The sequence below is a fragment of the Actinospineispora spinosispora DSM 44797 genome (assembly GCF_000429025.1).
GTDB lineage: Bacteria > Actinomycetota > Actinomycetes > Mycobacteriales > Pseudonocardiaceae > Pseudonocardia > Pseudonocardia spinosispora.
In genome coordinates this window covers 96,649-110,788 of sequence record NZ_KE386837.1, presented here as the reverse complement: position 1 = coordinate 110,788, position 14,140 = coordinate 96,649, and the positions used below count along the sequence as shown (strand labels likewise).

General features: G+C 70.8%; 14 protein-coding genes. 3 read left to right on the top strand and 11 right to left on the bottom strand.

What is annotated here, in order from left to right; genetic code table 11:
* Window positions 1–243 precede the first annotated feature (243 nt).
* The 3 genes from G406_RS0139365 to G406_RS52680 form a co-directional block, all read right to left on the bottom strand.
* Window positions 244–1,536, bottom strand: a complete 1,293-nt coding sequence (locus tag G406_RS0139365) for a cytochrome P450 (protein ID WP_037080964.1) — start codon at window positions 1,534–1,536, stop codon at window positions 244–246.
* Between the two features lie 99 nt (window positions 1,537–1,635).
* Entirely contained in the window at window positions 1,636–2,088 is a 453-nt protein-coding gene (locus G406_RS0139360; protein ID WP_028938115.1) for an SRPBCC family protein, read from the bottom strand.
* Window positions 2,089–2,101: 13 nt separating this feature from the next.
* Window positions 2,102–3,298: an MFS transporter gene (locus tag G406_RS52680; protein WP_211241407.1), complete on the bottom strand. Its 1,197-nt coding sequence runs from the start codon at window positions 3,296–3,298 to the stop codon at window positions 2,102–2,104.
* An 86-nt stretch (window positions 3,299–3,384) separates the two neighbouring features.
* Here G406_RS52680 and G406_RS0139350 point away from each other — a divergent pair, with 86 nt between their 5' ends.
* Both G406_RS0139350 and G406_RS0139345 read left to right on the top strand, forming a co-directional pair.
* The gene (locus G406_RS0139350; RefSeq protein ID WP_028938114.1) at window positions 3,385–3,729 is read left to right on the top strand and encodes a YidH family protein; all 345 of its coding nucleotides are present in this window, start codon (window positions 3,385–3,387) and stop codon (window positions 3,727–3,729) included.
* A complete protein-coding gene (locus tag G406_RS0139345; protein ID WP_028938113.1) occupies window positions 3,726–4,010 on the top strand; it encodes a DUF202 domain-containing protein in 285 nt (94 codons plus the stop codon). Before G406_RS0139350 ends, G406_RS0139345 begins: the two co-directional genes overlap by 4 nt.
* 59 nt (window positions 4,011–4,069) lie before the next feature.
* Here G406_RS0139345 and G406_RS52675 read toward each other — a convergent pair whose 3' ends face one another.
* Window positions 4,070–5,497: a DEAD/DEAH box helicase gene (locus G406_RS52675; protein WP_245607384.1), complete on the bottom strand. Its 1,428-nt coding sequence runs from the start codon at window positions 5,495–5,497 to the stop codon at window positions 4,070–4,072.
* Between the two features lie 363 nt (window positions 5,498–5,860).
* Between G406_RS52675 and G406_RS58065 the strand changes: the two genes are divergently transcribed.
* Complete coding sequence (locus tag G406_RS58065; RefSeq protein WP_028938112.1) at window positions 5,861–7,696, top strand: protein kinase family protein; 1,836 nt, start codon at window positions 5,861–5,863, stop codon at window positions 7,694–7,696.
* A 77-nt stretch (window positions 7,697–7,773) separates the two neighbouring features.
* Here the strand turns inward: G406_RS58065 and G406_RS0139330 are convergent, their stop codons facing one another.
* The 7 genes from G406_RS0139330 to G406_RS52660 all read right to left on the bottom strand — a co-directional run bounded on the left by G406_RS0139330 (window position 7,774) and on the right by G406_RS52660 (window position 14,079).
* A complete protein-coding gene (locus G406_RS0139330; protein ID WP_028938111.1) occupies window positions 7,774–8,250 on the bottom strand; it encodes a L,D-transpeptidase in 477 nt (158 codons plus the stop codon).
* Between the two features lie 16 nt (window positions 8,251–8,266).
* A complete protein-coding gene (locus G406_RS0139325; protein ID WP_156935393.1) occupies window positions 8,267–9,124 on the bottom strand; it encodes an IniB N-terminal domain-containing protein in 858 nt (285 codons plus the stop codon).
* 116 nt (window positions 9,125–9,240) lie between these two features.
* Window positions 9,241–9,813 carry a hypothetical protein gene (locus G406_RS55035; RefSeq protein ID WP_028938109.1) on the bottom strand — a complete coding sequence of 191 codons (573 nt, stop codon included), beginning with the start codon at window positions 9,811–9,813 and terminating at the stop codon, window positions 9,241–9,243.
* Between the two features lie 152 nt (window positions 9,814–9,965).
* Window positions 9,966–10,763: an ABC transporter ATP-binding protein gene (locus tag G406_RS0139315; protein WP_028938108.1), complete on the bottom strand. Its 798-nt coding sequence runs from the start codon at window positions 10,761–10,763 to the stop codon at window positions 9,966–9,968.
* A complete protein-coding gene (locus G406_RS52665; RefSeq protein ID WP_051343296.1) occupies window positions 10,760–11,767 on the bottom strand; it encodes a FecCD family ABC transporter permease in 1,008 nt (335 codons plus the stop codon). Before G406_RS52665 ends, G406_RS0139315 begins: the two co-directional genes overlap by 4 nt.
* Window positions 11,764–12,690: an ABC transporter substrate-binding protein gene (locus G406_RS0139305; RefSeq protein ID WP_245607383.1), complete on the bottom strand. Its 927-nt coding sequence runs from the start codon at window positions 12,688–12,690 to the stop codon at window positions 11,764–11,766. Before G406_RS0139305 ends, G406_RS52665 begins: the two co-directional genes overlap by 4 nt.
* 219 nt (window positions 12,691–12,909) lie before the next feature.
* The gene (locus G406_RS52660; protein ID WP_037080961.1) at window positions 12,910–14,079 is read right to left on the bottom strand and encodes an FAD-dependent monooxygenase; all 1,170 of its coding nucleotides are present in this window, start codon (window positions 14,077–14,079) and stop codon (window positions 12,910–12,912) included.
* Between the last annotated feature and the right edge of the window lie 61 nt (window positions 14,080–14,140).

The window sequence follows — 14,140 nt, the reverse complement described above, 5'->3', positions numbered from 1 at the left end:
TCCGGGCGCCTATAGGCGCCCTTGCCACTCACGAGTCGACGGCGAAGCCGAGATGCCTTGGAGCCGGGCACGGGCTAAGCCGGGTACGGGGCCGTGGTCCCGACCGCGTGCACAGAGTGCACGGCCTCGGGGTCCTCGTGAGTGCTGAGGCCGCCTATAGCCGGAGTGGACCCTCACGACGGAAAAGCTGTCGTGAGTGCCCACTCCGGCTAGGCCTGCGGCGCCCCTTCGGGGTAGACGGCCTCATCCCTCACGAGGGGTGAACTTCACCGGTAGGCGTTTGATGCCGTTGATGAAGTTACCGGCCAGGTACTCCGGCTCGCCGGCCTCGATATCCGGCAGCCGGAACAGCAGCTCCCGGAACAACGCCTTGAGCTGCGCCTTCGCCAGATGGCTGCCGAGGCAGAAGTGCGCCCCGCCGCCACCGAACCCCACATGCGCGTTCGGCTTGCGGGTGAGGTCGAACCGCTCCGGGTTCTCGAACACCGTCTCGTCCTGGTTGCCCGACCGGTAGAACATCACCACCCGCTCACCCGCGGCGATCTTCTGCCCGCCGATCTCCGCGTCGGTCCGCGCGGTGCGCCGGAAGGTCATCACCGGGCTTGCCCAGCGGACGAACTCGTCGACGGCGGTCTTGATGGTCGTCTCGTAGTCGTCCACCAGTAGCCGGCGCTGCTCGGGGAAGTCGGTCAGCGCCTTGATCGTGTGGCTCGTGGTCTGCCGGGTCGTGTCGTTACCCGCGACGCACAGCAGCACGAAGAACGCGGCGATCTCGTCGTCGGTCAGCTTCTGCCCGTCGAGCTCGGCCTGCGCGAGTGCGGTCATCAGGTCGTCGGCGGGCTCGGCGCGCCGTTTCGCGACCAGCTCCCGCGCGCCGGCGTGCAGCGTCATCAGCCCGGTGAACAGCACCTGGATCGGCTCGCTGTCGCCGACGAACTCGGGGTCGTTCCAGCTGACCATCGCGCCGGCGGCGGCCGCGATCTCCTCGCGCTTGTCCTCCTCGATGCCGATCATCTCCGAGACCGTCCACATCGGGAGCTTGGCCGCGACCTGCTCGACGAAGTCGACCTCACCGAGCGACTGGATGTCGTCGACGATCCGCCGTGCCTGGTCTTTGATCTGCTCCTCGATCTTGGCCACCCGGCGCGGGGTGAACACCGAACTGATGATCTTGCGCTGCTTGGCGTGTCTCGGCGCGTCCATCGCCAGGATCGAGTGCGCGGCCTCCAGCACCTCGGCGGGCACGTCCTCCAGCATGACGCCGCCGAACTCCTGGCCGGACGCGAACACCTCGGAGTTACGGCTGACCGCGACGATGTCGGCGTTGCGCACGATGGCCCAGAACCCCGGTGCGTCCGGGTTGGGCAGCAGTTCGGTCTCCGCCGGGCGGTGCCACGAGATCGGGCGTTCGGCACGCAGCCGGGCGAACACCTCGTCGCGCTCGGCGGGCTGCTTGGCCCAGAAGGCGAGCGACGAGATGTCCAGTGGATCGAACTCGCGGGCCGCGGCTCGGTCGGACAGGGCTACTTCAGCCATGGTCGGCTCCCTCCGTTGGGTCCAATTTCCAAACCATAAGGTCTGTTATGGCTTGAAGACAAGCCCCTGACCGGGAATGCCTTCCCGGTCACAGGTGGGTCAGGCTTCGGCGACGACCTTGATCCGCTCCAGCGTGGTGCGCATGCCGTTGCGGTTGGTCCGGCCACGCAGCCCGCCCAGCAGCGCCCAGTAGAGGCGCAGCGGGAGCGTCGACTCCAGCTCGAAGGACTCGGTGACGTCGACGCCGTCACCACTCGGCTCGAAGCGGTAGCGCCACGTGTTGATCGAGCGACCGGCCGCCTCGACGACGAACCCGAACTCCCTGCCGGGCTCGCAGGCCACGACCCGGCAGGTCGTCCAGTAGACCGGCCCCTTCCCGTTGCGTTTGACGTGGCCCCGGAACCGCGCATCGACCGAGGGTCCGGTGGCACCGTCCAGCCACTCCGCCTCGAACGTCTCGGGACTGAACTTGCCGGTGTTGGTGATGTCGGAGACGAGCTCCCACACCTTCTGGGCGGGTGCCGCCATGTGCACTGTCACGGAATCATGCATCCGCGAATACTACTCATGAGTAACTTTCGTGGCGAGCGCGGACGGTCCACAGCGTCAGCAGCGCGGCCACCAGCACCAACGCGGCGGCGAGCGGTCCGACCACGGCGTGGCCGACCGCACTGATACCGACGGCACCGACCACGGCCGACAGGGAGATCGCCAGATATGCCGCCGACTGGTACAGCGACGTCACGAACGCCCGGTCCTCAGGCAGGGCCCGCGCGATGATCTCGTGCTGCTGCGGCGTGGTCACCGAGAAGGACAGCCAGCCGGACAGCACCACCGCGACGAGCGCCAGCCCGAAGGAGCCGCCGACCAGCGGCAACAGCGCGAACAGCACGGTCATCGACAGACACGCGGCGATCACCACCCGGTGCGGACCGAACCGGTCGACGAGCATGCCGGCCACGAGGTTGCCGGCCGTCGCGGACAGCCCGAACACGAGCAGCAACAGCGACAGCTTCGCGGGGACCTCACCGGTCGCCTCCTGGTACACGACGCTGAGGTAGGTGTAGGGCAGGTAGATGCCGACGAAGGCGACGACGGTCCGAGCCAGGACGCCGAGGATCGCGGGCTGAGCGAGCGGCCGCAGCCGACGCGCCACTCCGGCGCTCACACTGCCCGGCACCGCCGGCACGCCGAGCACCACCGCGGCCACCGCGAGCACTCCGAGGCCCGCGACCAGCCACAACGTCGCCCGCCAGCCCAGCGCACCGCCGAGCACGGTGCCCAACGGGGCACCCAGCACGAGCGAGGAGGTCATCCCGAGCATCACGATCGAGATCGCCCGTCCTCGACGTTCGTCACCCGCGATCGTCGCGGCCGTGGACGTGGCCGTCGCGGTGTACAGGGCGGCTCCGACAGCCGACAGCACCCGGGCGGCGAGCACGGCCCAGTAGGTCGGCGCGAACGCGGTGGCCGCGTTACCCACGACGAACACCGCGAGAGCGGCGAGCAGCGCGGTCCGTCGACCCCAGGTGGCGGTCAGCGCGCCGACCAGCGGCGCGGACAGACCGTAGGCGAGCGCGAACGCGCTGACCAGCTGTCCGGCGACGCCGACGCTGACCGCGAGCGAGTCCGCCATCGACGGCAGGATCCCGGCGATCACGAACGCGTCGGTGCCCACCGCAAAGCTCCCGATGGCCAGCATCGACGCGGGACGGCGCCATCCCGACGACCGCGTCGCCGAACTCGAGACATCAGTGTTCACCAGAGCCACTCCTCCATAACGGAACCAATCAGTACCATTTGAACGGTACTGATCGGTTCTGTATGGGGCAAAGCGATACTGGGCACATGAGCCGTGACGAACCAGGCGAGGAACCGGACTACCGATTCACGCTGGCCAACGAACGCACGTTCCTGGCCTGGCTGCGAACGTCGCTCGCGTTACTGGCCGGCGCGGTGGCACTCGTGCAGCTCGTGCCGGCCTTCTCGATCCCCGCCGCGCGCACCGGGCTGGCCGCGCTGCTCGCCGTGACAGCGACGCTGCTCGCCGCGTTCGCCCACCACCGCTGGGCCCGGGTCCAGCGCGCGATGCGGCTCGGGTTGCCGCTGCCGACGACCTGGCTGCCGTTCGCGGCGGGGTGGGTGACCGCGCTGATCGGCGTCACCGTGCTCGTCCTGGTCCTGCGCCGGTGACCACGGTCAACCGCCACGACCAACCCGCACGCACGGCACTCGCCTGGCAGCGGACCGCGCTGCTCGCCGCGACCAACGCCGTGCTGCTGATGCGCGACGGCTACACCAGGGACAGCGCGTTCGAAATCCTGGCCGCGCTGTGCCTGGCCGCACTCGTGGTGCTGGCGACGGTGGTGGTGCGCATCCCGTCGATGACCGGCTGCTCCCGCCGCACGATCCGAGCGGCAACCGGGCTGGTCATCGCCGCGGGGGCGCTGACAGCGATCGGCCTACTGACGTAAAACCGTGAGTGCCGCGGCCGCCTATGGGCGGCCGCGGCACTCACGGGGTGTGTTGCGGATCAGCGACCGGCGCGGCCTCGGGAGCCGCCCCGGCCGCTGGTGGAGAACGCCGCCGCGCCGCGCGGACGACCGGGCTCGCCGGCGCCCCTACCGCCTCGGGAGCCGCCCTGACGGGACGCCCCCTGGCGGGGTGCTCCGCCCTGGCCGCCACCGGACGAGGCCGGCTTCGGGCCGCGCCGGGTCCGCCCGTGACGCGAGCCGTTCGACGCACCGGCCGGCTTCGGCTCGGCGGGCGGAGGCGGCTGCACGAACGAACGCTCACCCGGAGCGAGCGTGGCCAGCAACGGGTGACCGGGGCCCAGCTTCGTGGTGGTCGGCGAGATGCCCGCCTTGCGGGTCAGGTCACGCACGTCGCGGGTCTGCTCGTCGGTCATCAGCGTGATCACCGTGCCGGACGCGTCACCGCGCGCGGTGCGCCCGGACCGGTGCAGGTACGCCTTGTGCTCGACCGGCGGGTCGGCGTGGATGACCAGCGTGACGTCGTCCACGTGGATACCGCGCGCGGCGATGTCGGTGGCGACCAGCGTCGTCGCGGTGCCCTCGGAGAACGCCGTCAGGTTGCGCTGCCGGGCGTTCTGCGCGAGGTTGCCGTGCAGCTCGACGGCGGGCACACCGGATGCGACCAGCCTGCGGGCCAACGTGCGCGCGCCGTGCTTGGTGCGGGTGAACACCAGGGTCCGGCCGGGAGCCGAGGTCAGGTCGATCAGGACCGGCAGCCGGTCGTCGCGGTTCACGTGCAGCACGTGGTGCGACATCTTCGCGACCGGCGACTGCGCCGAGTCGACGCTGTGCGTCACCGGGTTGTTCAGGAACCGTCGGACCAGCACGTTGACCCCGGCGTCCAGGGTCGCGGAGAACAGCAGCCGCTGCCCGTCGCGCGGTGTCTGGTCCATCAGCTTGCGCACGGCGGGCAGGAAGCCGAGGTCGGCCATGTGGTCGGCCTCGTCGAGCACGGTGATCTCCACCGCGTCGAGCTTGGCCTCACCGGTGCTGACGTGGTCGGCGAGCCGACCGGGGCAGGCGACGACGATGTCGACGCCGGCACGCAGGCCGCGAATCTGCGGGCCGTGGCCGACGCCGCCGAAGATCGTCTGAGTACGCATCGACAGCAGCTTGGCCAGCGGCGCGACTGCGGCCTCGATCTGGGTGGCCAGTTCGCGGGTCGGCGCCAGGATCATCGCGCGGGGCCTGCCCGGACGACGCTGCGAGCGGCTGGCGGCCAGGCGCGCGAGCACCGGCAGCAGGAAGCCGTAGGTCTTGCCGGAGCCGGTGCGGCCCCGGCCGAGCACGTCGCGCCCGGCGAGCGCGTCGGGCAGTGTCGCGGCCTGGATCGGGCGCGGCGTCGTGATGCCCTGCGCGGCGAGTGCCTCGGCGAGGACGGACGGGACACCGAGCTCGACGAACGAGAGGGGTTCCGCATCGGACACAACGGGGACAGCGGGGGTTTCAACCGGGGTTGAGGGAGCAGCAAAATTGGGGCGGCGGGCCGCCATACATTCTCCGAACGTGGAAGGGTCGTCCTGCCCGGCGCAGACCGTCTTCGGCCGCGGCGCGTGGTGGTCGACTGCGATTCGGCTCGAGGCAGAACTGTGCGAGCCGACGAACTGATCATACAGCCCACCCACGCCCCGCCGCCGCAACACACCTGTGACCTTCACCCCGTCCCCGTGCTACGAGCAGCTCGCACAGACCCGGTTCACGCCGCACAGAGGCCCCGGCCTCTGTGCGGCGTACCCACGCTCTGTGCGAACCGAGAACGGGCTGATGAGAACGGGTATCCTCTTCCCTCAATGAACCGGTTCCGTGGGGCTAGCCCTCAGCTGACTCGCGAAGCGCCCAAGGTCGGCAAGTACCGCCGGGGGCCGCAGCTGCGTACGACGCCTGCCGGCACCTGGTTCTACGGCCTCGACACCGACGACCGCCCGTCCGGTCTGCTGCTGGTCTTCCCGGGTGTCGACCTCAAGATTCTGCTCCCGACGATCGAACGTCTGACGAAGCTGAAGCTCCCGGGCGTGTTGCCGGCGAAACCGAAGCTGGAGGTGCAGGCCGGCCGTCAGTGGATGATCGCCACCGCGCCGCCCATCCCGGCCCTGTCCGAGGTGATCGACGAGGGTGAACACCGCACTCCGGGCAACGCGGCCGCGTTGCTCGCCGACATCGCGCGGACGCTGAGCACGGTCCATCAGAACGGTCTCGTGCACGGTTCGGTCACCGCGAAGTCGGTGGTGATCGGACCGGACGGCGCTGGTCTGCTCACCGACTGGGCGACGAGCAAGACGGCCACCTCGGCCGAGGACATCGCGGCGTGGACGAAGCTCGCCCATTCGCTCGCGGAGAGCTGGTGCACCGATCTCGAAGCGGCCGCCGTGCTGGCCAGGGCGGTGGGCGCGCTCACCGGCAGCGGCTGGGACGCCGCGATCGAGCAGCTGCGTCCGCTGGCGTCCGAGGCGAACCGGCACAGTCTCGTACAGGTCGCCGAAGCGCATCTCGCGGCGCCCGGTCAGGGCGCACGGCGCCGCCGTCCCTCCCGGGAGCCGGTCCCTCCGGTGCCGAAGCGAGAGCGCCGGGGCCCGACCGTCATCCCGCCGGACATCGACTCGTGGGAACCGCCGCCCAGCACACCCCCGGCGACACCGTCCGCCACCTCGCCGTCCGGCACCTCGCCGTCCGAGACCGGCGCGCCGCCCCTTCCACCCGCACCCGCCTTGGACGAGCCCGCCGCGGCCGCACCGACAGCGCCGGAACCCACCGCCGAACCGGCGGACCCGATAGTCACGCGACCGGCCACAGCCCCTCGGCCGACCGCCGAACCGGCGGAAGCGCCGAGCAGCTCCCAACCCCCGGCGATCGCACCTCAACCCGCCGCACCCGCGCCGAATCCCTCCTCGGCCGAAGCACCTCCCTCCGCGCCGAGCAGCTACCCTCGGCCCGCCGTGGCCGCGTCGACGGCACCGACCGCCGAGTCCAGCCGGCCACCGGTCACCGATCGCTCCGGCTCGACGACCGCCCAACCATCGGCCACACCGTCTTCGATCCCGCCACCACTGCCACCGGCTCCACCGGCTCCACCGGCCGCCCAGCCACCGGCCGCCTCCCGCACCTCCGCGACCACGCCCGCGCAGCCCACCGCCCCGCGAAGAGCCGGCTTCCCGCCGACCGGCGCCCCGTCGCCCACGCCCTCGGCACCGGCACCGGCACCGGCACCGGACACCGGGCAGGGCACCACCGGGGAGAAGCTGCGGTGGCCGGTCGTGCTGGCCGTACTCACGATCGTCGCGCTGATGGGCGCGTGCACGGCGCTGCTGCTGCCGGCGATCCGGTCGCACGGTCTGTCGCTGGGCATCAACGAGGTGACCATGCAGGCTCAGCGCAACGGCACGATCTGCACCCTGGTCGCCGACATCGACACCAACGGCGGCGACGGCACGATCATGTACCGGTGGACCGGTGACATCGCCCCGGAGCCGGTGATGACGGTGTCCACGGCCGGCGGCGGCGAACGGATCCAGCTCGGCCGCCAGTGGATCCCGGCGGACTCCCCGATCGGCGACCCGGTGCTCACCCTCCAGATCCTGGAACCCCAGCCCCGCAGGGCCTCGGCGCAACCCGCCGCCGGCTGCCGCTGACCGACACCGCGCACCTCCGCGTCACACCGCGCGATGTGCACGGTGCGCGGCGTGGACGGACGGTGCGCGGTGTCCGGTCAGCGGACCTGGACCTTGTCGCCCAGCTGCAGGGTGTCGTAGAAGGTGATCGCCTGGGACTTCGGCAGGCGGACGCAGCCCGCCGACGCCCGGTTGAGCGTGCCCTGGTGGAACGCCACACCACCGTCGGCGAAGAACACCGAGTACGGCATCGGGGACGGCGCGCCCTGTGGTGTCCGATACTCCGAGCTGGTGTGGTTCTTGTCCTTCCACTGCACCACGAAGTCGCCGACCGGGGTCTCCTTGCCCGGCCCGCCGGTGGCCACGTCCACCGGCCCTTCGACCACTTCGTCATCAGAGATCAGCCAGGCCTGCTGGCTCTTGAGGCTGACGCAGGCCCGCACACCGAGTGCGCACGGGGTGCCCTCGACGCGCGCCGGCGCCGAGTCGCCGGGTCGCTCGCGTGCGTTGGCGACGCCCGGAGCGGCGAGCAGCCCGATGACCAGCGCCATCGGCGCCACCCATTTCTTGCTCACGTGACGTGTTCTCCGCTCAGGCGTGCTGGATGTCGTTGCTGTCGGAGTAGCGCGACTCGTTGTCCGAGTTGATCGAGTCGTGGCTGTCGACCCGCGAGTCGTCGGTGTAGTTGCTGTGCGTGCTGTCGTCGGTGCTGCTCTGGTCGGAGTAGTCGTCGGCGTAGCCGCCGCTGCCCGCCGCGTTGACCGACGTGTCACCGGAGCCGGAGTTGCGCACCGCGGTCGTGGTGTCGTCGTCCGAGCTGGAGCCGCTGGCGTCGCCGCCGAAGGACGCCGCGCTGCCGTCCCCGAACCGCACGTCCTCGAGGTTGGTGTCGGTCGCGTCGCCCGAACCGAAGGCCGACGTGTTGTCGTCCCCGGTGACCGCCTGGTTGCCGTCGCCGACGACGTTGCCGTCCCCGGTGGTCAGCGTGCTGTCGGAGATGTCCCCACCCGCCGCGACCGAGCCGTCCCCGGACGCGACGACCGGATCGTTGTCGATCACCTGGCTGAAGTCGCCACCGTCGGTGTCGACGTTCTGGTGGACCGAGTTGTCGATGTTGGTGGTGTTCTCCTCGATCGTCTCGTAGTTGTTGGTGATGTAGTTGTTCAGGTAGCGCGGGCCGTCGTCGTTGTCATGATCGTCACGGCCGTCGTCGTCGTGGCGGGGCGGCGGCGGGTAGTGGGTGCCGCCGTTGCCGCCCCGGTGGTCGTATCCGGCCGACTGGCTGTCCGCGACCAGGCACAGCGCGTCACGGACGTCACCGGCCGACAGGTTCTCGAAGCCGTTCTCCTCGGCGTAGCCCCTGGGGTCGTCCCGGAACTCGGCGCGCGCCTCCGGGTTACGGAAAAGCTCCATGATCCAGTCCAGCAGGGAAGGGGATGCAGTACTCATGCTGTTCGGTCTCCATCATTTCGCGAATGGTCACGCCGCGGAATGAATTCAGGCATGCCGAATTCCATCGCGGCGCGTGCCGGGATGCTGAGGGTGGACGAGCGGAAAAGCGCTCTTCAGGAAACCGAAATGACGGGCGGCCCTCGACGAGGCCTGACCGGTCCGTAGCGCAGCAGCCGGACAGCCGCCCCCGGCGCAACCTCGACAACCGGACGCTCACCGGTCTCGGTGACCGCGCCAGGCCCCCGGAACCAGATGCGCACCAGACGCGCGGCCCGGTCCAGCAGCGCCGCGAGCAACGCCATCGAACGCTGAGCACCCAACAGCAACACGCTCAGCGCCCCGGTCGCCACCGCGTGCGCTACGACAACACCGCAGGTCAGCCCCATCCCGGAGGACGCGAACCGGTCAGCGTGCAGGTCCAGCGCACCGGACAGCGCGAGATGCATCGCCAGCTGCCCGCCCCCGAGCAGCGCGATCGCCGGCCCCGCGGCACGGGAGTGGTAGCCGATCAGCCGGTCGGCACCGAGGGTGGCCAGCGCGGCGAGCCCCGATGCGGCGACCAGCGGAACGCACGACCAGTCCGCGCCCGAACCACCGACGATGTGGGCGACGAGCCCGAACGCAATGGCGGAAAACGACAACCCGATCCGGCGCGACCACACGGAACGCACTCGGAGGGTGAACACAGCGCCGAGTGTAGTGCTCCGTCACGCACAATTCACCGCGGATCCCGAATTACGTTTTCCGCGCGCCCGATGCCCCTCTCTCCACACCGCGCACCCCATGACCACACCGCGCGATGTGCACAGGGCGCGGTGTGGACGCTAGGTGCGCGGCGTCACGAAAGTTGATCTCCGAGCTGGCACTGAGGCGAGAGGCCACGCAGCAGCAACCGGGGCCGGTCGGTGACCGGGTCGGGGAGCACGGTCCCGTCCACCCGGAAGTGGTCACGCAGCGTCCCGGGCGTGAACACCACCGAGGGCGGACCGGAGGCGACGATCCGCCCTCGATCCAGCACCACGACCAGGTCGGCGTACTGGGCGGCGAGGTCGAGCGAATGCAGAGCCGCGAGCACGGTGACGCCCTGAGCCGCCGCCATACGCAGGACGGTGATCTGGTGTTCCGGGTCGAGGTGGTTGGTCGGCTCGTCCAGGACCAGCACGCCCGGCTCCTGCGCGAGCGCCCTGGCGAACAGCACCCGCTGGCGCTCCCCACCGGACAGCGCGGACATCACCCGGTCCGCGAGATGCCCGCACTCGGCCCGCCGCAACGCGTCCTCGACGATCGCGCCGTCGTGCGCCCGGGGCCGGTCGAACATGCCCAGGTGCGGGTAGCGCCCCAGCATGACCGACTCGCGGGCGGTGAAGTCGAAACCACCGTCGTTGTCCTGGCCGAGCACGCCGACGGTGCGCGCGACCTCGGCGTGCGGCATCCGCCACAGGTCACGCCCGTCGAGCAGGATGCGCCCGCCGATCGGCCGCAGCGCCCGGTAACAGGACTTCAGCAGCGTCGACTTGCCACTGCCGTTCGCCCCGACCAGCGCGACGAACCGGCCCGTCTCGATCGTCAGGTCGACACCGTGCACGACCGCCGTGGAGCCGTAGCCCAGCGTCAGACCGTCCAACTCGATCGTCATGCCGTCTCACCGCGGCGCAGCAGATATAGGAACACCGGCACTCCGATCGCCGCGGTCAGGATGCCGATCGGCAGCTCGGTGGGCGCGAGCACCAACCGGGCGCCGGTGTCCGCCCAGACGACCAGCAGAGCGCCGAGCAGCGCACACACCGGCAGGACCCTGCGGTGGTCGGCGCCCACCAGCAGGCGGGTCAGGTTCGGCACGATCAGCCCGATGAACCCGACCCCACCGGACGCGGCCACCACCGTCCCGGTGAGCAGCGCGATCACCACCAGCAGCAGCGCGCGCAGCCGCCCGGCGTCCGACCCGAGCGCCGCCGCCGCGGTGTCACCGAGGACCAGCAGGTTCAGCCGTCCCGCCGCCACGACCGCGACCGCCACCAGCGCCGCGACGACGACCGCGGTCCGCACCGTGACGCTCCATTCGGCGCCCGCGAGGCTACCCAGCAGCCAGAACAGCACCTGCCGCTGAGCTCCCGGATCCTGGGTCCGCAGCAACAGGAACGAGGTGACCCCGCCGAGCAGCTGGCCGAGCGCGACCCCCGCCATGATCATCCGACCGGCGTGCAGCCGTCCCCGCACCCTCGCCAGCAGGTACACCACGACGGCGGTCAGCAGCGTCGAGACGAACGCCGCCAGCGGTGTGACCAGCGTCAGGAACACCCCGGAGGTGATCACCAGCACCGCACCGACCGACGCACCGGCCGACAGCCCGAGCACATAGGGGTCACCCAGCGGATTGCGCACCGCCGCCTGGACCAGCAACCCGGCGACCGCGAGACCCGCGCCGACCGCCGCACCCAGCAGCACCCGGGGAGCACGCAGTTCCCAGACGATGAACTCACCGGGGCCCGGCCCCGCCGATCCGGTCAGGTGCCCTCGGAACGTATCGAGCACCAGGTCCAGCGGGAGCGATACCGCGCCGACCATCGTGGCGAGCACGAACGAGACGAGCAGCGCACCGGCGAGCACGACGACCCAGCCCGGAGTGGACAGTGTCCTCACGAGGCAGCCCGCAGCACCGCCGCGATGGTGGCCACGGCGCGGCCGCCCAGCACGCTCGGCGACAGCGTTGCGCCCTGGGACACGACGACGAACCGGTCGCGGCGTACCGCCGTGGTCGTCGCCAGTGCCCGGTTCGCCCGGATCGCGCGCAGCAGCTCGGGCACCGAGGTGTGGCCGATCCCGGAGATCACCACGATGACCTTCGGGTCGCGCCACACCGCCTGCTCGATGCTGATGTCGGCGAACTGGCCGGCGCCGTCGTCGGCGATGTTCTGTCCGCCGGCGAGGCTGATCACCCCGTTGGCCATGCTGCGGCTGCCCACCGTGTACAGCGGTTCACCGGGGCTGGGTGGGCTGGACAGCGCCAGCACGGGCACCGGCCTCTCGGGTGGGGTCACCGCTCGGATGTCCCGCGTCAGCTCCGCGATCAGCTGCTCGCCTCGGTCGGGGATCCGAAATACCTCCGCCGCTCTCCTGATGAACGTCATGGTCGCCCTGAGGTCGTGCACCGGCCCCGACTCGACCGCATCGCAGGCAACGAGTGACTGCGCGCCGGCCTGGGCCAGGCGCTCAACGGTCGGCGTGCCGTCGAACCCGCCGAAGCTCAGCGCGGAGATGCCGACCACCAGGTCCGGGCGTGCCTCGATGATCTTCTCCGCGTTGCCAGGGCCGTCGTCCAGTACCGGGATGGCGTCCAGCCGGGCACGTTCCGGGCCCTCGAAGTCCTCGAAGAACGTCGGAGCGGCCGTGCCGACGATGCGGTCGCCCACGCCCAGCCGGGTGAGGATCGCGGCCGCGCCGCCGTCCATGGTGACGACCCTGCCGGGCGGCGTCCTCAGCTCCGGCACACCCAGGCAGTCGGGCTCGCCGTGGGGGGCCGCGCATCCCGAGACGACCAGAGCCGCCACCACCCACACGTTCACTCGCACACGCTGCAGGTCGCTCCCCCGCCCTCCCAGGTTCCCACCCTTTCGTGAGTGGCAAGGGCGTCTACCCCGGAGGGGCGCCGAAGGCGTAGGCGCTCGGAGCACTCACGACAGCTTTTCCGTCGTGAGTGATCCGGGCGCCTATAGGCGCCCTTGCCACTCACGAGTCGACGGCGAAGCCGAGATGCCTTGAAGCCGGGCACGGGCTAAGCCGAGCTAGTCGGGAAGGTGCTCCGGGTCGTTGTCGTAGAGCCAGTGCAGGCCCTCCGTGCTTCTCGAACCGGACAGACCCCGATCCCGAAGCTCCTGCTGCGGACCGTCGGGCAGGTGGAAGGACGTGTTGTTCGACCAGGACATCCGCTGGATGCGGGCCGTGTGGGGCTGCCGGGCCACCTCGTAGCGGGCCAGCGCCGACGGCACGTCCGCGCGGTTGCGGCGCAGGCAGGCCGCCAGCGCGGCGGCGTCCTCGATCGCCTGGCCGGGCCCCTGTGCCATGAACGGGAGCATCGGATGGCAGGCGTCGCCCAGCAGCGTGGTGTGCGTGGTCGACCAGTGCGGCATGGGTTCGCGGTCGTGCAGGGCCCACCGGTACACCGGGTCGGTCACCACGTCCAGCAGCGCATGCACCCCGGGTGACCAGCCGTCGAAGTGCGCGCGCAGGTCCTCGACCGTGCCGCGCGCCGTCCAGGACTCGGTGCTCCACACCGGCTCCGGCACGACGGCGATCATGCCCAGGTAGCGGGCTCCGGCACCCATCGGGAAGGTGTTCATGTGGCGACCGGGGCCCAGCCAGTTCCGCACGACGGTTCCGGTGCCCTCTGGCAGTTTCTGCCACGGGATCATCGCGCGGTAGGCCACCATGCGGGAGAACCGCGCGTTGACGTCGCCGACCGTTGCGCCGCGCACGACCGAGTGCATGCCGTCCGCGCCGACGACCACGTCACCGGCTTCGACGGAGCCGTCGGCGAGCCGGACCTCGGCGCCGGTCGGGCCGTTGGTGACGCCGACGACCTCGGCGCCGTGGCGCACCATGTCGTCGGGCAGACCGGCCGCCAGCAGTTCGACGAGCTCAGGACGGTAGATGCCGTAGTAGGGCGCGCCGTAGCGGCGTTCGGCGTCGCGTGCGAGGTCGAAGTCGCTGAGCAGCGCGTCGTTGGACCAGCGGACCAGGCGGACCGCCTGGGGCGTCACGCCGATCTTGTCCAGTCCGGCGCCGACGCCCAGTCTGCGCAGCACTCTGGTGGCGTTCGGGCCGAGCAGGATCCCGCCGCCGATCTCCTCGTCGGTCCGCTCACGCTCGAGAACGACGACATCGAACCCGGCGAGCCAGAGACCGCGCGCGGCCGCGAGCCCACCGATCCCGCCCCCCACAACGACGATGCGCATGCCGTGCTCCGCCTCCGATCATCACCGTCTCCTCAGGGACCGTAAGCGACACTGCTCACCC